We start from the raw sequence: 19,090 nt of genomic DNA on the forward strand, positions 1-19,090 counted from the left end.
TCCGAATAAGATCCTTATCAAATCCAATGAAATTCCGTGTGAGTATCAAAGAAATCTACTAGCAAATAGCTTAAAATAACAAGGAAAGATTATGGAAAGCATGCTCTACATGGAAGGAAGCATGGGTTCAGTCTCAGAACACATAAAATATTATTTTTTTTCATGATTAGGCGGATATTGACGATATTCATCGCTAATAAATCTGCAGTGAATCCATGCCACATAAAGCACCTTTAAAAATCGTCAAAGCTTCAGCGGGATCAGGAAAGACTTTTAGTTTGACTGTCCATTACCTAAGCTTATTATTAGCTAAAGAAAGCAACTACCGAGAAATCCTCGCGGTCACCTTTACCAACAAGGCAACTGCCGAGATGAAGGAGCGGATATTATCGGTCCTTCAAGGTTTGGCTTTAGGAGATCAATCCCGAAAGATTGACGATTACCGAAAACTCCTTTTGGAAGAACATCCACAATTGGATAGCATCAGTTTGCAGGAAAAAGCCAGAAGGATTTATCGTAGAATCCTTCATGATTATGCACATTTTTCGGTAAGCACCATTGATGGCTTTTCGCAAAAGGTTATCCGCAGTTTTACATATGAGCTAAATTTAGACGCTGGCTATGCAATTGAGATGAATAGCAATAAGGTGAAAAGGGACCTTACCATTATGCTTAACAACTTATTGGATGAGAAACCCGAATTATTGGAATGGATCATCAATTACGCCGAACAAAAAATAGGCAATAACGAAAACTGGAACTATAGAAATCAACTCATGAGCTTGGCTGGATTGATATTCAGCGAGAATTTTCAAGAGTTTGATGGCTATGTGCTATCTGCAGATAGTGACCGGATTTTCAATCTATTAAACCAAGAAGTTGCCGAAAAGACTAGCTCTTTTTTACAGGCTTTAAGTGAAAGTATTGAGAATTTTCAACTTGCATTTCGAGGCTTAGGGATCCAAGAGGCAGATTTATCAGGGAAATCTCGCAATAAATTTATTGCGGCAAGTAAGGTCAATTCCAACATATTTAAGACTTCTATAACGGATTTGGACGAGAAGGTATTCGCCAAATTTGAGGTGCTATTAGCTGAGCCGGAAAAGATATTTGTGGACCAGCAGAAGGATTACCGACCAGAATTTCTAGATGCGGTATTGCCCGCATTGGAGGCTATCATGGAGCTCAAGCGCATTTTCCCTGCTTTTATAGCCTATCAGGCCGTGCAGAATAACTTGTATTTTCTACGCCTATTAAAAGAAATGAGCGATTTATTGAGCTTATGGCGCAAGGAGAATTCATCACAGTTGATTTCTGATGCGCAAGTTTTATTGAATAAAATCGGGCTCGATGAAAATAGTGATCCTACCTTCATTTGGGAGAAAATCGGCAATCGTTATAATTATTTCCTATTTGACGAGTTTCAGGATACATCCAGGATACAATGGAAAAACTACAGCCCTTTGTTGTTAAATGCATTGGCAAATACACAAGGTAAGCAGCATGAGCACTTAATTGTGGGGGATGTAAAACAGAGCATCTACCGTTGGAGAAATGGCGATTGGCGTATTTTACTGCAACAGGTAGAACAACAAGTGGGCGATAGCTTTCACCAGCAAGGTGATACATTAAACGAATTTATTCATCATGGTAATTTGCAGACGAATTACCGCAGCTTACCAAATATCATCAAGTTGAACAATTATTTGTTCGAGCATATTCCTGCCCTATTACAAGAGGCACTAAACAACAAGGTGCTAGAAAGCCTTTCTGGGGAGATGGCCGAATGGTGGCATAATACCGGTAATGATCAGATGCTCGTCAAAGCCTATCAAGATAGCATACAAACCATCCCTCCACATCTGATAGGAGAAGGCAAGCCTCAAGGATCTATTGAAATCAGCTTCCTTCCTGTTCGAGATGGACGCTTCCGAAAGAATCAAGTTATCGAAGAGTCCGTAAAGAACCTCTGCGGCAAAATTGGAGAATGGATAGGCACTGGAAGATATAAGGCAAATCAAATCGGTATTTTGGTGAGAAGCAATGCGCAGGCAAAATTAATGATTCAAGAATTGATGCGCTACAAGAATGAGCAAGGAATGGACTTTGAAGTCGTATCAGGAGATGCCTTAACCTTGGTTTCTAACAATGCGATCAGTTTATTAATCGAGACCTTCCGTGCTTTGGTTTATCAATCGGATAAACATGTCATTCATTTGGCAAACATGAGTTACCTCTACCAGATTCTTCAAGGAAATTCAGATTTCACAGCCGATGCTTGGCTTAAATTTAAGCAGAATCGCATAGACCAATTAGCTGAGGTATTGCCAATCCAGCTTATTGAACAATGGAATTCATTACAAAAAATGCCTTTGGTTCATTTAACAGAGAAGTTAATTGATACGTATCAGTTGGGAACAAGCTCCACGCACCTCCCCTACTTGTTGGCATTTAAAGACATGGTTACTCAATTTTCCAGCAAGGGTGAACGCGGACTTATTCAGTTCTTGGAGTTCTGGGAAGAGGATGGTGATAAAGCGGTATTGCCTTCCAACGGGAAAATTGATGCCATCGAGGTAACCACCATTCATAAGTCCAAAGGCTTAGCCTATGATGTGGTAATGATTCCTTTCTGCTCATGGAATCTAGACGGTATGACCAATGGTGATTTTTGGATTGATGTACAGGATACGCCATTTGCTTCATTAGGAAAAATACCGATCAAATACACCAGCGGCTTAGGAAAATCCATCTTCTTTCAACAATATTTTGAAGAAATGTTATTCAACTACATGGATGCTCTAAACACCTTCTATGTAGCGACGACCCGGGCTAAAGAGCATCTTTATATTACAGCGCCACAATTCAAAAATAGCAATTCGAAAGACCCAGAAGCAGCAGTAAGTTTTGAAATCAAGAATGAATACATCAGCGATTTGGTTTATCAAGTTTTAGATGATGAGGCATCCGTCTTTCCACTAACAGATTGTCAACTTGATATACAAGAAATAATCAGTTCTGAAACGTACGAAACTTCTGAAGGTGAAAACTTAAAGTTTGCATTGTCGAACTATCCGATGTCTGCAGAGCTAGAGCGTGCCTTGGAGCGTTCGACCAAACGGAGCATCAACAATATTTTGATGATGGAAGAGGCGGCACGGTATGGAGTATTGGCGCATGAGATCATATCTACTGCTGAAAAGGAACCAGACATTGCTCAGTTGGTGGATCAATATATCGAAGAAGGAATCCTCGTACCGGAGGAACGAGCAGAATTGATGCAAGAGATTCATGAGATCTGGCATCATCCACAGATCCACAAATGGTTAACTAGTGATTATAAAGTTTGGAATGAGGCTAGTATCATCACCTCTGAAGGAAAGACCTTGCGCCCGGATAAGGTTTTCAGTAAAGATGGAGAAACCATTGTGCTCGACTTTAAATTTACCAAGGGTGATTACATCGAGCATAAATACCAGGTGGGCACCTATATGGATGCCTTGAAGCATGTAGGTTATAAGCAAATAAAAGGGTATTTGTATTATGCAAAGACCAAGGAATTAGTTGAAGTAAATTAAGGGGTTAAGGAAACATGGACAAAGCTTTTTTACGATTAGTAGCAGAAGATATACAGGCGAAATTTGGCCAGGACATCAGTGATGTAGCCATCGTCTTTAACAATAAACGACCGATAACATATTTGAAGAAACATCTGGTGGATGTTTATGGTCAAGCCATTTGGTCTCCTCAATTTTATACCATTCAGGAATTCTTGAGTCTTTCAAGTACAAAAACTCAGGCGTCACCCCTGAGCCAATTCTTCTATTTGTATGAATTGCACAATGCCTTGTTGGCAGAGGAAGGTCATGAACCCGAAACTTTAGAAGAGTTTTACCCGATAGCAGAGATAATCTTATCGGATTTTGGACAGATAGATTACGATTTGGTACCGGTAGAGCAAATCTACATGGAACTATTTGATACAACGGAAATCGACCTTGCCTTTCAGCATTTCACAGCGGAGCAACAAGATTTTATCCGCTTGTTTTGGCAATCCTTTAGTGCCAAAGGACATACCGCGGTACAGCAACGCTTTCTAAAACTGTGGAAGCGATTGCCAAAATTATACCATGCTTTAAAAGCAAAACTAGCGGCAGAAGGTCAGATAAATTACCCTGGCTTATACCGTGAGTTAGCCGAAGGAAAAGCGGAAAAAGGTGATTTCCTAAAGCCTTATAAGAAGATTCTTTTTGTGGGTTTCAATGCACTAAATCGAGCTGAGGCTTTATTGTTTAAGACTTGGCAAGAGCAAGGCTTGGCTTTATTTTATTTTGATGCGGACGGACATTATATCGACGATAAAATTCAAGAGGCAGGATTGTTTATCCGGAGGAATTTACAGCAAACTGGACTTGAAAATGCCCTGGGTGAGATACCACATGTTTTAGCCAATAGAACTACGGATGTTCAGCTCTATCAATGCCTTGGAAAAAACAGCGAAACAAAGACTTTGCATGATGTTTTGCTTCAAGACTTTCCACAAGGCATCCCTGATGGAAAGACAGCTGCTATTTTATTAGCCGATGAAAGCTTATTGGTGCCTTTATTACAAAGTTTACCGGATTTGGAGGTCAACATCACGACAGGTTACCCATTAATTCAATCGCCTATTTACGGATTGATTGACTTGTGGTGTGAAGTGCAAATGATGATTTCTCAGCAGAAAAAGGAGAAAATCCCCTATCAATTGTTGGAGACTTTCCTTTCTCACCCAATGACCAAAGTCGCTCCTGAAACCAAACAGAGAATTCAAAAAGAGGCTTCAGAAAAACAATTATTTGAGATTCCGGTTGCAGAGATCGATGTAGCACAATCTGCTTTACCCGATTTCTTTAAGCCTATTGCATTAAAAAATGACGTCATTCCCGGTATTAACCGTATGATTCGTTCCTTATTGGAATCCATGGCTACGCAAGGGAGAATCCGATTGATTGAATCCGACTTATTAATCGAGACCCGAAAAGTGCTTAATCAATTGCATATGGGATTTGATAAGTTGGGGACTTTCTCCATTTCTTTTCAAATAGGATTGGTTAAAAAGGCTATTGCACCGATAAATTCTGCCATCGAGGGGGATCCCTTAAAAGGACTTCAAATCATGGGACTTTTAGAAAGTCGCTGTTTAAATTTCGACTATATCTATGTGTTGGGTGCCAATGAGGGAATTCTACCGAAAACCTCTAGTTCGGCAACCTTTTTACCCAACAACCTCCGCAAAGCATATGGTCTTCCTATATTAGAAAATCAAGATGCCTTATCGGCCTATCTGTTTTACCGACATTTCCAATACAGCAATTTTATGCACTTGTTTTATAATGGAATTGTGGATGAAAGCAGTACAGGAGAGGAAAGTCGTTTTATCAAGCAGCTGGTTTTTGAAACCAACTTTAACTTCATCAAAAGAGTACAGCAACAGACTTTGTTGTTTCCAGTTCAGCCCAAGGAACTCATCATTGCAAAAGAAGGCGAGATATGGGACAAATTATACAACCGTTATATCGTCAATAAAAAGCTTTTATCAGCGTCCGCATTTACCACTTACCTGCAATCGCCATTGCAATTCTTCTTGAAATATGTTGCGGAGATTAAGGAACCGCCATCCATATCTCAGGAATTTGAAATGAACAATTTAGGTTCCATCATTCACCGATGCATGGAGTTACTACTCCTACCTTACAAGGGCTTAGCAGACTTTACCCCTACAGCCGTTTTGGAAGAGAAGATTGCATTGGTAGATAGTTTGGTGCTTCAAGAAATTGGCTTGCAATATCAACAGGATTTTAAATCATATTCGGATCTGAATAGTCTTCAACGGATCATGCACAAGATATCTTCTGCCTACATTCAGATGTATCTGGAATACGATATTGCAAACTATCAATCCTTCCGAATTGTAGAATTGGAGAATGAAAAAGATTATAATCTCGATTTTGATATTATGATCGATGGGGAGCCAAGCAAGATCAAACTTTATGGAATTATTGACCGGGTAGATGAGGTCGTTGATCAAGATGGACAAGTGAAAATACGTATTGTAGATTACAAGACAGGTAGTGACAAGGTATTGTTCAGCAAGCCGGAGAATGTCTTTGCCAAGGAGACCGAAAATAAGGCGCTCCTGCAAACTTTATTCTACGCCTATGTATTTGAGCAGGTCACAGGAATAAAGGGCTTAGAGCCGCACCTATACGTCGCTAGACGCATGCGAGAGGATGGCACGTTATTCCGGAACAACAGTGGCAGTATGGTCTTTACGGATTATTTCTTGGAGGAGATGAAAAATGATTTTCTCGATTTCCTTCGGGAGACCTTGGAAGAACTCTTTAATCGGAATATTCCATTCAAACATAATCCAGATGCACATGTTTATCCATCAGATCCCTACACCCTATTTTATAAATACAGTGTCCCGGAAACGATAAGTGAAGACGAATAAAGAGCATTTCATGTTAGAAGTAAATTTCAGAATTAAGGTTTTTTATCAAGCGGCTCGCGACTTAAGCTTTACCAAAGCCTCTAGGGAGCTTAATATTAGCCAACCGGCAGTATCCAAACATATACAAGAGTTGGAGAATATTATCGGACAGGCCTTATTTTTACGCAATGGGAGTCGATTGGTATTGACAGATGCAGGCCGGACTTTGATGGATTCGGTACAGGTGATTATCCATGAATATGAACTGGCGGATTATAAACTAGGCTTGTTAAAAAACCAAGTACGGGGAAATCTGGTCATAGGGGCCAGTACAACCATTGCCCAATATTTATTGCCCAAATGGATCGCTGCCTTTTCATTGGAGCACCCCATGGTGCAGATAAAATTATTTACTGGCAATACTGCACAGGTGGACCGTTGGCTTTATGAGAAAAAAATAGCCTTAGGTTTCGTAGAAGGGATGGCTGAAGATCCTTCCTTAAAATATGTGAAGATTCTGGATGATCAGTTGATCTGGGTGGCTCGAAAAGACAATCCCTTATTTCAATCCTCTCCCCTATGCATAGATACCCTAAGAAAACAGGAATTTATTTTCCGTGAGCATGGATCAGGCACGAATGATATCGTGTTTCAACGGTTCAAGGAGTTTGGGATACATGCCAATGAATTAATCAATCGGGTTCAAATGTCAAGCTCTGAATCCATAAAACAATATATTCAATATTCTAATAGCATAGGGATTCTTTCCAAGCATGCCGTTGAGCAAGAAATTGCAAGTGGCTTATTACGAAAAGTGGATGTAGAAGGATTTGAAATTGAACGGGACTTGCATTTAGTTCACTTACATGGTGAATTATCTGGCTTACCAAAACAATTCATTCGCTTTATAAATCAAGAAATTATAAATTACGATAACTTCATGTTATAGGGCATAACTAATTACCGTTTTAGCATGTTATGCAAGAAATCTAAGTTTGCGACATGGAAAACATCAACCAAAATAACCAAAACGTCTACAAAGAAGTCAAGCAGATTGCTTTCCAAACCCGAATAGTCGCTTTTGTTTTTGTCATCATTTTGATATTGATATTAGCACAGGTTTTGGGAGTTAACACGCATATCTTTGCTGGTCACCTAGATGGCCAGAAAGATTCCACAGGACAAACTCAAGGCTTAATGGACATTTCTCAATTTAAGATGGCTGCTATTCCAGATGGCGCTGAAGGAGAGATGATCAGTTATGGGGAAAAACTGATTCGGGAGACATATAAATACTTAGGACCTGGAAATAAACTTGGGGAAGTTTATGCAGGCAACCATTTGGCATGCGGCAGTTGCCACCTTGATGGTGGGACAAAGGCATATGCTGCCCCCTACATTGGCTTAACAGCCCTTTTCCCGATCTATTCTGGCCGAGAAGGTCGTGTAGCCAGTCTGGAAGAGCGAATCAACGGTTGCTTTGAACGCAGTATGAATGGTAAGAAATTACCGCTTGATTCCAAAGAAATGATAGCCATCCTGAGCTATATGAAACACCTGAGTAAGGATGTTCCTGTAGGCCCAAGAATTGAAGGACAGGGATTTGTGAAATTAACTGTTCCGGACCGTAAAGCGGACTTGGCACATGGAGAGCAAGTATTCAAAGCACAATGTATCAGCTGCCATCAGGCAGATGGACAAGGATTAGTAAAAACGGCAGGGAACCTTGAAGATGGGTATGTCTACCCACCATTATGGGGCGATGATTCTTTCAATGATGGTGCAGGTATGGCGAGAATGCTGACCGCAGCCAAGTTTATTAAAGGCAATATGCCTTTAGGAGCTTCATTGGAAAATCCGATCCTCACCGATGAAGAAGCTTTTGACGTAGCGGCCTATATCAACTCTTTTCAAAGACCTAGCAAAGCCAATAAAGAACTTGACTATCCAGACTTAAGCAAAAAACCAAAAGACTCTGCTTACCCACCGTATGCAGACAATATTCCACAAGAACAACATAAATACGGTCCTTTTAATTTTTAACAAATGAAAAACATCATTTTAATGTTGAGCATATTCATGCTCTGCCTAAGCGCGCATGCACAACAAACTAAACCTGTAAAAAACAATCTTCAGAAAAATGCAGAATTCGTAGGAGCTACTACGCATTTAAAGCAATACAAAGCCATTTATCAATTGGATTCCAATCAGCCGGATGTTGTAAAGAAAGCTTTTCGGAACATCAACAATGTCCTGAATGACCCTAGATTAAAAGGCAAATTACAGTTGGAATTAATCACTTTCTCTGGGGGAACAGAGGTCATGCTGAAAGACTCGCCTTATGAGAAGGACTTAAAAAAACTAATTGATCAGGGTGTAATCGTTGCACAATGCAATAATTCGCTACAGGAGCGCAATTTGGTAAAGGATCAATTGTATGATTTCATAGGCTATGTCCCTAGCGGAAATGGTGAGTTGGTAATTCGTGCAGCAGAAGGCTGGGTAATCGTTAAACCATAATACAAGCAAAATGAACAGAAAATCAAGATATATCAAACGAATTTTAATAGGCTTTGTTGTTTTAGTAATGAATCAAGCAAATGCACAGGATCATAAATTTGATCCACCATGGAACACTCCACCGGAGGCTGCTGTCAACTTTACAGTTCCGGGAATTGATAATGTACCGGATCTATTTGGCGACATCGTAGATCCACAATTGGTGGTATTCTTTGCTGGTAACCAGTTCATGTGTATGGATGATCTTTTAGCGGCATTCAAGAAAAAGCATCCGCAATATCTGCGCATATTTGTGGAAACCCTTCCTCCGGGCATTCTTGCCAAACAGATTGAAGGGGGTTCTATTACGATTGGAAACATGCGTATCGATCATAAACCGGATGTCTATGCAGCAGGAAAAGGCAGAATGGAAGAAATGGCAAATCACTTTTCCAGAACAGAGATTTATGCCTACAATAAATTATCGATTATGGTTCCTAAGGGGAATCCAAAAGGTATTAAACAGATTGCCGACTTAGCCAAGAAAGATGTAAAAGTAGCTATGCCTAATCCTGCTTGGGAAGGCATCGGTAGACAAATAGTATCGGTTTACAATAAGATTGGTGGCAAGGAATTGGAAAAAACCATCATGGAAACAAAGGTTAATGATGGTAGTACTTACTTAACCAAGATTCACCATCGTGAAAGCCCCATGCGTATCTTATATCGTCAAGCAGACGCAGCACCTGTCTGGACTTCAGAGGTTGTTTACCAGAAATTACTTCAACACCCTGTGGAGGAGGTCGTCATCCCCGCAGAGACTAACATCAAAGCTACCTACATCATTGGGGAGATGAAAAATGCTCCACGAGCACAAGCAGCAAAGGATTTTGTAGACTTTATGAAAAGCGATGAAGCCAAAGCAGTTTATCATAAGTATGGGTTTGAAACACCGTAAGGGAGTATTTAGTATATAGTATATAGTAGTTAGACCCACGACTTAAACGCTTAATAATTACCATTTCATAATAAAAAGACTCTTTTTTGACTTGGCCTTACGGATAAGATTCCGAAATGGCAAAGCTCAAAAAAGAGTCTTTATACTAAATACTAACTACTAAATACTAGCTTATTTTTTATATTTCCTCATGGCCTTATTGGCTCTTTTCTTAGCGGTGGTGATTTTATAATCGAACCATTTATCCTTAAAGATTTTACGCATCGTATCGTCGAAGTGGCGTGTTACGAATAGATTTCTGGCTCCTTTTAGTTTTTCGGATATGCTATTTGCTAATGCGCGGACAGAGATGGAATATCCTTCTGTTTCGTATTGAATGTAGTGCCACCATCCTGCTGGCATGTATAAAGTTTCTCCTGGATGAATAACAGCTTCATAGCCATCTAAAAATTCTATTCCTGGGTATTCATTAACAGAGCTTTTCTTTAAGTTGGCAATGCTATGAAAGTTATAAGGCAACTTATACATCAAGTCGGATTGGTTATTCGGGAATAACCAAATGCGCTTACTTCCTTGGAATTGGGAAATAAACACATGGGACATATCAATATCAAAGTGATTTCGCGTAGCGGATCCTTCACCACCAAAAAACATATAGGGTAGCCATTGAAGGACTTTTCCACCAGTCACATCATTAAAGATGACATCCTTCTTCAATTCCGGTCTGATCTTCATCAGGTTGAATAAGAAAAGGCGTAATTCGGTAGGTTCCTTTCTGATCATATCTAAGTAATCCCCAAAACTCATTCGTCCCACTGGTGGACTCGCAGCATGGTTCTGTGACTCCTCCTCACGACCATAGATGTCGACTTGCTCATTCCCTGCTATTTCCTTGAAATACTCATAGCTCCACTTAGACCAACAAGGGCTATCCTTACTGATAAAATCCTTGATGATCACAGGTTGACTTTTATTTAAGTAGTCCTTAATGAAGTCCTTTGGAGCAATGCCAGAGATGCTATTTACAGGTTTTAATTTCACTAGATTACCGTTTTTTGAATAAATGCAAACTTATAAAAAATATTTCTACAATAAATGTACCTAAGCCTTTTGTGGGCTAATTTAATATCGAAATATCAGCAAATTAACGAGAAATATAATCTTAAAAAATGACTTCTGTCAATTTTATGACAGCAAATGAAAAAGCAGCCTTGGTTATTCATCCAACGCTGCTTTGTATTGTATTACAATATTTTGTGATATCTTATTTGTTAACCATTTTGATGTATTGCTCAATTGCCATGGTCATAGAAGGTGCTACAGGAGTTGGAGCCGGGATATCTAAAATTAGATCATGCTCTAATAAAGCCTGTTGCGTACTTGATCCAAAAGCGGCAACACGAGTATTGTTCTGAACGAAATCAGGGAAGTTTTCATACAATGACTGTACACTGGTCGGGCTAAAGAACACGATGATATCATAAAATACATCTTTTAAATCCTTAATATCCGAAATTACAGTACGGAAAAGCACCGCTGGGGTAAAGTCATAACCATTCTCCTTTAACCAAGCTTGTGTTTCTTCATTGGCAACATCCGAACATGGGAATAAGAATTTCTCCTTATTATGTTTTTTCAACACATCTTCCAAATCCTTTGCGGTTTGTTTACCAAAGAAGATTTTTCGCTTACGGTATTGGATGTATTTCTGCAAGTAGAGCGCAATGGTCTCTGAGATACAAAAATATTTCATTTCTGCAGAGACTTCGTAGCGCATCTCTTCACATACACGGAAGAAATGATCCACAGCATTCTTGCTCGTGAAGATCACGGCCGAATGGTCTGCAAAGTTAATACGTTCTTTTCTTACATCCTTTGCGGAAACGCCTTCGACATGAATGAAACCTCTGAAGTCGAGTTTTAGGTTATATTTCTCGGCTAGCGTGAAGTAGGGAGATTTATCGTTTTCCGGTTTTGGTAAAGTAACAAGTATGCTCTTTACTTTTTTTGCTCTTTCTACATCAATCTGCATAAATACTGTCTTAATTACTTAGCGCCCTGACTAATATTAAAATAGGTGCTAGTTCCAGACTGCAAAGATAAAGAATTAAATAAAAAATAGAAAACTGGAAATTCCCAAACAGGTGAAATGCAGTCCTAATAAACCGATAACCGAACAACAAAAACACCAATACCATGTAGGTAACAGCGATTGCTGGGAAATAAGCTACAGGAACAAAAATTACTGCTAAAAGGAATGGCATCAGGAAAAACATGCTATTGAAATACACTAAATAGAGCACAGCAATGTATTCACGGACAATCTTTTCTAACAGGAATATAAAGGATACAAAGCGTATAAGTAATATTTTCGCTATAAACAGCAAGGCTACAAAACCAGAATTCTTCAGGAAGTTTTCAAAGGTTAAATAGTTTCGATCGGTAAAGCTGGAAACCAATACACAGACAAAAAGCCCCAAAGAAAAACTAAAAACTATATAAAGAAAAATATATGGCCAAGAAGTCGCTAAATTATCTTCTTTACTAACTTGCTGTAACAATCGCTCCTTATAGTAGGCATCTACAATAATCTTAAGTTCAACTGGGAAGATGATTCTTAAAATCCCGAGGACAAGAAACAGGAAGGCGACTACAAATACCACCCATATCGGTCGATGATGTTTTATTCCGCCTTGGTAAACCGTTATTTCTTTATTCAGATCAAGATTCTGTTCAAGTCCAAACAACAAGTTATGCTTACCAGCTTTCCATACCTTATCGATTATTCCTTTCGCTGGATTGGTATTTTTATTTGGGGAAAGAATGATTTCACTATATTTAAGATCTGAATCTAGGGAATTGAATAGGGCTACTTGTGCTAATGAATCACGAATAGCAGTACTATCAACGACTTGCGCACTATCAATTGGAACGGCAGGAACATTGGTCTGCGCCAAAGCTTGGCTGAACCAACAAATGAAAGACAATAAAACACTTAGCGCAATCGTATATTTCATGAATCGGTAAAGTTAGAACAAAATAATTGCTTTAGAAATCGAAAAAATGACGAAGGATAAAATTATTAGATGCGCTTGGTGCGGAACGGATGAATTATACCAAAAATACCACGACGAGGAATGGGGAAAACAGGTAAAAGATGATGCTACACTCTTTGAATTTTTAATCTTAGAATCTGCTCAGGCAGGTTTAAGCTGGATTACAATTCTCCGAAAAAGAGAAGGCTATAGAAAGGCTTTTGCCAATTTTGATTACAAAAAAATTGCGAAGTTCACCGCTGAAGATGTAGAACGCATCTTACAAGATCCAGGTGTCATACGGAATCGTGGAAAGATTGAAAGCAGTATCAGTAACGCTAAACTTTTCATGGATATCCAAAAGGAATTTGGCAGTTTTTATAATTACTTATATGGCTTCTTACCGGAAGGCTCCATCATCAGCAATGAGATTGTGAATTACAAGGAGGCTCCTACAAAGACGGATGTTTCAGATGCCATATCTAAAGATCTCAAGAAACGCGGATTCAAATTCTTCGGCTCTACGACTTGTTATGCTTATATGCAGGCTGTAGGTATGGTCAATGACCATGTTAAAGACTGCTCATTCCGATAGTATCGGGTGGATCAATATTGCGATAAATATCTTGGAGGTTACGGCATTGGCCATTGTAGTCCAATCCGTAGCCTACTACGAATTCTTTCTCTATTTCAAAACCTACGTACATGATATTATCAAAACTATAGAGCAAGCATTCGGGTTTAAGTAGCAAAGTGGCAACAGAAATGCTGGCTACGCCTAATTGCTCCAATGCTTCAATGGTATGCACCAAGGAATTTCCGGTGTCCACAATATCTTCTACAATAACCACATGGCGTCCCTCTAAGGGCATCCCTACACCTATCAGTTCATGAACTTTATCCTGGCTAGTACCTGCATAGGAAGCCAACTTAACAAAAGACATTTCACAAGGGATATGAATCTGTTTCATCAGATCGGCCATAAACATGAAGCAACCATTCAGAACACCAATAAAAACAGGGTGCTTATCTTCATATCGTAGATTGATGTCAATTCCAATAAGGCGAATCCTTTTTTGGATTTGCTCGTAGTCTAGCATCAGTTCAAAATGCAAATCATCAATTCGGATATTCTTCATATTACTGATTCTCTTTCTTTTCAGGTTCTTTACCAAATAGACGTTCCATTAGGGTTCTTCGGATTTCTTCCTCCCTATCGTACTCGTCCGCCATATCCTTGATATCATCATGGTTCAAGGTGGTATCAACCAGTCCGGCTGGACGTGGAGGTCGAAGACTTGGCACTAATTCTACTTGATAGAACCCGTAGTTTGCAGGAACTTGCTCATCATGCAATTGGTTCATCTTCGTCATGATGTAACCATAGGTATTGAAATGCTTCATTAACCAAGGTTTTAGATGACCGGTATAATCAAAGGAAGACAATCCTGTTTTTGGTCTTGGGATAATACTGGATAGATAAAGACTCTCCCCTATGGTTAATTGGGAAGGACTTTTGGCAAAATAGTATTTGCTCGCCTCCGTAATTCCATATACGTTTTTACCCCATTCAATGACATTCAGATAGATCTCAAAAAGTCGATCTTTGCTAACTTGTTTTGACTGTTCCATCAACCAAACAAGTAAGATCTCCTCAAATTTACGCATCATGGTCTTGTTGCGATTGAGGTAAAGATTCTTGACGAGCTGCATGGAAATGGTACTCGCACCGCGCTTAAATTTCTTCTCTTTGATATTGGTCACCAAGGATAATTGAAAAGCTTCCAATTCAAAGCCATTATGCTTGTAAAAGAATGGATCTTCGGTATTGAGGACTGTTTTCTTTAGAATGGGTGCAATTTGATTTAATGTAGCGAAATTCGGATTGCTCGGATCTAAAGCGATATCACGCATCTTGACACTATCCTCATATGCCTCGTAGACAAATGGTGCATTTAATGCCGCGACATTAGCTTTTCCCCATTTAGTCACTTTTAAGTCAGCATCATCGATTTTGGAACTGAACTTTAAGTTGTCGGGATCATCTATATCCACTTCAAAATCCATATCGTATTGGATTTGACCATCCACTTGAATTCCATCTAGGGTTTCAAAGAGACCTACTGGAATAGCATCAAAGAACTTTTGTGCTTCAGATTTTCCAGTATGAACAGCTAGATTCAACACTTTTTTAGGCTTACGGCTAAATTTAGCATGCGGTTCAAAGACAAAGTCTTTCACCTTCACTTGGGTACCTGGAATTAATTCCACCGTATTTTCCGACACCAAAATACCTCCTGTTGCCATTCCTTCTGGCAACAATACCGGCTCTAAAGATAAGCGACGGTGGAATACCTGAAGATTCTTCGCTTCCCATCCCCCTTCTACTTGTAAGAAATCCTTGCCTTTACGTGATACTTTATCCAAGTGGAAGGTTAAGGCATCAAAAGAAACATGCATACCATATTTGCGTCCAATAAAAGGAACTTCCGCATCTTTATTTTCTGAAGAAACTGTAACACTAAGAGTCTGTCTATTTGGATTCACATTACCCTTAAGGTTCCATTTGGCTTCTTGATCGTTCAAGAAAATATCCATGTCATAATCCCCATCATCAATATTTCCAACAGGTATTAAGACCTTCTGAGTTCCACTGCTATCGGTATAGGAAAGACCCACGTCTTTCATACTCATATTGCTGGGAATCTTATCAAAGACTTGTTTAAAAAGGTTATCAACACGCTCAGCTAAGGTTCGTGCATCATCTTTATTGCTGCTACTGTCTGCCTTATCTTTTTTCCTGAAAAGGAAATCGTAGTTTGATGTACTATCTTTCTTAACTAAACTGATTTCTGCATGCTCAATATCCATATTGGCAATGCGAACATCACCGAATAATAGTGGCCAAACCTTTACGGATACCTCAAAATGATTAATGGATGCTAATTCTTCAGCGCTATCTGGCTTGACTTTAATTCGAGTAAAATCGACAGAAGTCAATCCGGAAAACTTATAACTAGCAACATCAAAAGTGAGTTGATAATCATCTTTTAGTTTTTTCTTTACTTTCGACACGGCTTTGTCCAACATCGCTCCCCGAACGGAAAGCCCCCAAATTAAGCCTGTCAAAAGAAGGGCTACCAGTACAACGGCACTGATGATAAACCATCTTTTCCTTAGGAAAGCCAAGTGTGGGTGTTGGATCTTGTTAGTTGCTGACATATATAACTCTATGGTAGAATTTTGATAAAAATAGGCAAAAATCATTAAAAACATCTGGATGACATGATATTGAGTAGGTTTCCTTAGCTTTGCAATTCATTATACGTAGTCATGATCACAAAACAACAGATCCTGGATGCGCTTAGTCATGTAGAAGAACCTGATTTAAAGAAAGATTTGGTGACCCTCAACATGATTGAGAACATCGAAATATTACCTAATAAAATCAAATTTGACGTCGTTTTAACAACACCAGCTTGTCCGTTAAAGGGTCATATCGAGCATGCATGTCGCAATGCTATAGCCTTGTTCATCTCCAAGGAGGTTGAAGTTGAAATCAACATGACAGCGCGCGTACGTGCTGTAGAAACGGCCCAATTGAAAAACATCAAGAACATTATATTAGTTTCTTCCGGTAAGGGCGGCGTAGGGAAATCTACAGTAGCTGCTAACTTGGCATTGGCTTTAGCTAATACAGGTGCTAAAACTGGTTTATTGGATGCGGACATCTATGGCCCATCTGTTCCAATCATGTTTGGAGTAGAGAATGCCCGTCCGGAATCTACCCAAACTCCTGATGGAAAAAACAAGATTGTTCCTATTGAGCGTTTTGGTCTAAAGCTGCTCTCTATCGGCTTCTTTACTGACCCGAACCAACCAATCCCTTGGAGAGGTCCAATGGCCACCTCGGCTATTAAACAACTCTTTAACGATACGGATTGGGGTGATTTAGATTATTTGGTGGTGGATATGCCTCCAGGTACTGGAGATATCCATATCACAGTGGCACAAAACTATCCAATATCAGGTGCAGTCATTGTTACTACACCTCAACAGGTAGCCTTGGCTGATGCCATCAAAGGTATGGCGATGTATCAAATGGAAGGTGTACTCGTACCGATTATTGGTGTGGTTGAAAACATGGCTTACTTTAGCCCTGCAGAATTGCCTGATAATAAATATTACATTTTCGGCAAGGATGGCGGCAAGCGTTTGGCTTCGGACAATCAAGTACCTTTCCTGGGTGAGATTCCATTGGTTAAATCGGTTTCAGATGCTGGGGATAATGGCTTCCCAATTGCACTGGATCAGGATGATCCTGTTTCAGCGTCATTTGGCCAATTAGCAGGTCGAGTTGCTCAAGAATTAAGCATCTTGGCTAATAAATAGTCATTTACATTTTTTTAATTCCAATACATGGAAAAGGTTGGATCTTTTGAAGGATTCAGCCTTTTTCTTTTAGCGGTGGATGGAGATATTGGAAATATTTGGGTATTAAAAAAGGCCGTATCGTTTGATACGGCCTTTATTTAAGAATACTAAAATATTAATTATCTAGTACCACCTGCCCACCATACGTTTTCAGAATAAACGTATTGTCCATCGCCATAAGCTTGTTGAACATTCGGGTTAGTAGTAGTTTCAGAGTTACCATAAGGTAATCTTAAAGGAAACTTGTTCGCGTTTTTCAAAACAACAAGGTCTTCACCTAATGCTTTCCAACGACGGATATCGTTGTACATTTCAGTTGATTCCCCAGATGCACCGAAGAAAGCTAAGTATTTTTGATTAGCAATTTCTTTCAATCCATTAGCTAAGAAAAGCGGTTTAACATTGCTGTTGAAATAAGCTTCAATCTGGGCATCAGTTACTGGATCAGATGTACTCTCAAGACTTCCATATTGTTCTAATGCTGGAGCTGATAAAGCAGCTGCAATAGATTTTTCAGAGTTTTTGAAGGCAGCAGTAACAGCCGCTTTAAGTACAGCTTCTACTGAAGTAGCAGCTTGACCTAAACGTTGCATAGCTTCTGCTTTTAAAAACAACAATTCATGGTAGCTTAATAATTGCGTTGAAGCTGTTTGTGAATACACAAAAATAGACGTATTGTAAACACCTTGAACTTGCTCATTGTCTCCGTTTGGAGCTAATAAATCATATTGCTTTTTATTGATATCCAAACTATCACGTTGAACCCAATCGCTATTAACAAAGTTACGGTGTAAACGAGGGTCTTTTCTATCGATCATCTTATCAGCAATACTTCTACTTGCTGCCAAACCATCTCTGGACCATTGGAAGTCGAAGAAAGGATTCAAGTTCTGTGCATTATATACATTGAACGCGCCTTCTTCAGCTGCACTTGTAAAGGATTTCTCAATTTCAGTTAAAACTTTATTCAGATCAGCAGTTTTATCTTTAGACACTTTTAAAAGACGCATGGTATAACGAGCTTTTAATCCATGTGCAAATTTAACCCATCTTGAAATATCACCTTTGAACAACAAATCATGTGATTTGAATGAGGTTTTATCTCCTTTAGGAAGATTAACCAAAGACTCATCTAATAGACGAATAACCTCTGCATAGATTTCTTCTTGTTTATCAATCTTAGGCGTAAAGGTTTTGTTTAAATCTAAAGCTTCAGAATAAGGAACATCACCATACATATCTGTTAGCAGCGCTAAGTTATAGGCTGTAAGAACTTGTGCAGCTCCCAAAGTAGAGAAATTATCTGCCTCTTGTCCTTCTGGAGAACATTTAGAAATTACTAAATGTGCATTTCTCAATGTAGCATAAATACTATTCCAAGAGTTGTTAAAAGTTGATGATGCACTCGGCTCATTTACACGGTGCTCAGCATTCCATAGTTGGTTGTGTGTTCCAACTTCATGCTCCACATAAGCACTTAAATAAGTATTGATATCACCACTTGAGTTACTGAAAGCAGTAGAAGTAATAACATCTGCTAAGATAAATTTAGCATAGACATCATTAGGATTACCTGTATTTTCGTTGATGCTATCCATTACATCTTCCGAACACGAAGTAAATGCAACTGGAGCTACTAAACAGCCTATAGCAACAAGTTTTATTATATTTAATTTAAATTTCATTTTC

14 protein-coding genes are annotated in these 19,090 nt (G+C 39.1%); 8 read left to right on the top strand and 6 right to left on the bottom strand.

Annotated features, from left to right (window positions below; genetic code table 11):
- Positions 1-215 precede the first annotated feature (215 nt).
- The 6 genes from ABD676_RS15130 to ABD676_RS15155 are packed head-to-tail and all read left to right on the top strand — an operon-like array spanning position 216 to position 9,932.
- Positions 216-3,578: a UvrD-helicase domain-containing protein gene (locus tag ABD676_RS15130; RefSeq protein WP_344675577.1), complete on the top strand. Its 3,363-nt coding sequence runs from the start codon at positions 216-218 to the stop codon at positions 3,576-3,578.
- A gap of 14 nt (positions 3,579-3,592) precedes the next feature.
- Positions 3,593-6,496, top strand: coding sequence for a PD-(D/E)XK nuclease family protein (locus ABD676_RS15135; protein WP_344675578.1), 2,904 nt, complete (start codon positions 3,593-3,595; stop codon positions 6,494-6,496).
- A gap of 10 nt (positions 6,497-6,506) precedes the next feature.
- Complete coding sequence (locus ABD676_RS15140) at positions 6,507-7,424, top strand: LysR substrate-binding domain-containing protein (RefSeq protein ID WP_344675579.1); 918 nt, start codon at positions 6,507-6,509, stop codon at positions 7,422-7,424.
- A gap of 53 nt (positions 7,425-7,477) precedes the next feature.
- Entirely contained in the window at positions 7,478-8,518 is a 1,041-nt protein-coding gene (locus tag ABD676_RS15145; RefSeq protein ID WP_344675580.1) for a c-type cytochrome, read from the top strand.
- Between the two features lie 3 nt (positions 8,519-8,521).
- Positions 8,522-8,995, top strand: a complete 474-nt coding sequence (locus ABD676_RS15150) for a DsrE family protein (RefSeq protein ID WP_344675581.1) — start codon at positions 8,522-8,524, stop codon at positions 8,993-8,995.
- Between the two features lie 10 nt (positions 8,996-9,005).
- On the top strand, positions 9,006-9,932 hold the full coding sequence (locus ABD676_RS15155) for a molybdate ABC transporter substrate-binding protein (protein WP_344675582.1): 927 nt from the start codon (positions 9,006-9,008) through the stop codon (positions 9,930-9,932).
- 171 nt (positions 9,933-10,103) lie between these two features.
- Here the strand turns inward: ABD676_RS15155 and ABD676_RS15160 are convergent, their stop codons facing one another.
- From ABD676_RS15160 to ABD676_RS15170, 3 genes are all read right to left on the bottom strand, one after another.
- On the bottom strand, positions 10,104-10,973 hold the full coding sequence (locus ABD676_RS15160; protein ID WP_344675583.1) for a cupin-like domain-containing protein: 870 nt from the start codon (positions 10,971-10,973) through the stop codon (positions 10,104-10,106).
- Between the two features lie 223 nt (positions 10,974-11,196).
- Positions 11,197-11,964 carry a uroporphyrinogen-III synthase gene (locus ABD676_RS15165; RefSeq protein WP_344675584.1) on the bottom strand — a complete coding sequence of 256 codons (768 nt, stop codon included), beginning with the start codon at positions 11,962-11,964 and terminating at the stop codon, positions 11,197-11,199.
- Between the two features lie 10 nt (positions 11,965-11,974).
- A complete protein-coding gene (locus ABD676_RS15170) occupies positions 11,975-12,949 on the bottom strand; it encodes a DUF4271 domain-containing protein (protein WP_344675585.1) in 975 nt (324 codons plus the stop codon).
- A gap of 46 nt (positions 12,950-12,995) precedes the next feature.
- On the opposite strand from ABD676_RS15170, the gene ABD676_RS15175 reads away from it, so the two are divergent.
- Positions 12,996-13,562: a DNA-3-methyladenine glycosylase I gene (locus ABD676_RS15175; protein WP_344675586.1), complete on the top strand. Its 567-nt coding sequence runs from the start codon at positions 12,996-12,998 to the stop codon at positions 13,560-13,562.
- Here ABD676_RS15175 and ABD676_RS15180 read toward each other — a convergent pair.
- The gene (locus ABD676_RS15180) at positions 13,540-14,106 is read right to left on the bottom strand and encodes a phosphoribosyltransferase (protein ID WP_344675587.1); all 567 of its coding nucleotides are present in this window, start codon (positions 14,104-14,106) and stop codon (positions 13,540-13,542) included. The two genes, ABD676_RS15175 and ABD676_RS15180, sit on opposite strands and share 23 nt — an antisense overlap.
- Position 14,107: 1 nt before the next feature.
- Positions 14,108-16,189 carry a transglycosylase domain-containing protein gene (locus ABD676_RS15185; protein WP_344675588.1) on the bottom strand — a complete coding sequence of 694 codons (2,082 nt, stop codon included), beginning with the start codon at positions 16,187-16,189 and terminating at the stop codon, positions 14,108-14,110.
- 111 nt (positions 16,190-16,300) lie between these two features.
- Between ABD676_RS15185 and ABD676_RS15190 the strand changes: the two genes are divergently transcribed.
- Positions 16,301-17,359: an Mrp/NBP35 family ATP-binding protein gene (locus ABD676_RS15190; protein WP_344675589.1), complete on the top strand. Its 1,059-nt coding sequence runs from the start codon at positions 16,301-16,303 to the stop codon at positions 17,357-17,359.
- Between the two features lie 161 nt (positions 17,360-17,520).
- Here the strand turns inward: ABD676_RS15190 and ABD676_RS15195 are convergent, their stop codons facing one another.
- Positions 17,521-19,086, bottom strand: coding sequence for a SusD/RagB family nutrient-binding outer membrane lipoprotein (locus ABD676_RS15195; RefSeq protein WP_344675590.1), 1,566 nt, complete (start codon positions 19,084-19,086; stop codon positions 17,521-17,523).
- Positions 19,087-19,090 lie beyond the last annotated feature (4 nt).

This window comes from Sphingobacterium kyonggiense (assembly GCF_039536825.1).
GTDB classification, from domain to species: domain Bacteria; phylum Bacteroidota; class Bacteroidia; order Sphingobacteriales; family Sphingobacteriaceae; genus Sphingobacterium; species Sphingobacterium kyonggiense.

Bases quoted from the DNA above. Each gene is read 5' to 3' on its own strand.
- ABD676_RS15130 (WP_344675577.1), top strand. From the start codon at position 216: ATGCCACATAAAGCACCTTTAAAAATCGTCAAAGCTTCAGCGGGATCA.
- ABD676_RS15135 (WP_344675578.1), top strand. From the start codon at position 3,593: ATGGACAAAGCTTTTTTACGATTAGTAGCAGAAGATATACAGGCGAAA.
- ABD676_RS15140 (WP_344675579.1), top strand. From the start codon at position 6,507: ATGTTAGAAGTAAATTTCAGAATTAAGGTTTTTTATCAAGCGGCTCGC.
- ABD676_RS15145 (WP_344675580.1), top strand. From the start codon at position 7,478: ATGGAAAACATCAACCAAAATAACCAAAACGTCTACAAAGAAGTCAAG.
- ABD676_RS15150 (WP_344675581.1), top strand. From the start codon at position 8,522: ATGAAAAACATCATTTTAATGTTGAGCATATTCATGCTCTGCCTAAGC.
- ABD676_RS15155 (WP_344675582.1), top strand. From the start codon at position 9,006: ATGAACAGAAAATCAAGATATATCAAACGAATTTTAATAGGCTTTGTT.
- ABD676_RS15165 (WP_344675584.1), bottom strand. From the start codon at position 11,964: ATGCAGATTGATGTAGAAAGAGCAAAAAAAGTAAAGAGCATACTTGTT.
- ABD676_RS15170 (WP_344675585.1), bottom strand. From the start codon at position 12,949: ATGAAATATACGATTGCGCTAAGTGTTTTATTGTCTTTCATTTGTTGG.
- ABD676_RS15175 (WP_344675586.1), top strand. From the start codon at position 12,996: ATGACGAAGGATAAAATTATTAGATGCGCTTGGTGCGGAACGGATGAA.
- ABD676_RS15180 (WP_344675587.1), bottom strand. From the start codon at position 14,106: ATGAAGAATATCCGAATTGATGATTTGCATTTTGAACTGATGCTAGAC.
- ABD676_RS15185 (WP_344675588.1), bottom strand. From the start codon at position 16,189: ATGTCAGCAACTAACAAGATCCAACACCCACACTTGGCTTTCCTAAGG.
- ABD676_RS15190 (WP_344675589.1), top strand. From the start codon at position 16,301: ATGATCACAAAACAACAGATCCTGGATGCGCTTAGTCATGTAGAAGAA.
- ABD676_RS15195 (WP_344675590.1), bottom strand. From the start codon at position 19,086: ATGAAATTTAAATTAAATATAATAAAACTTGTTGCTATAGGCTGTTTA.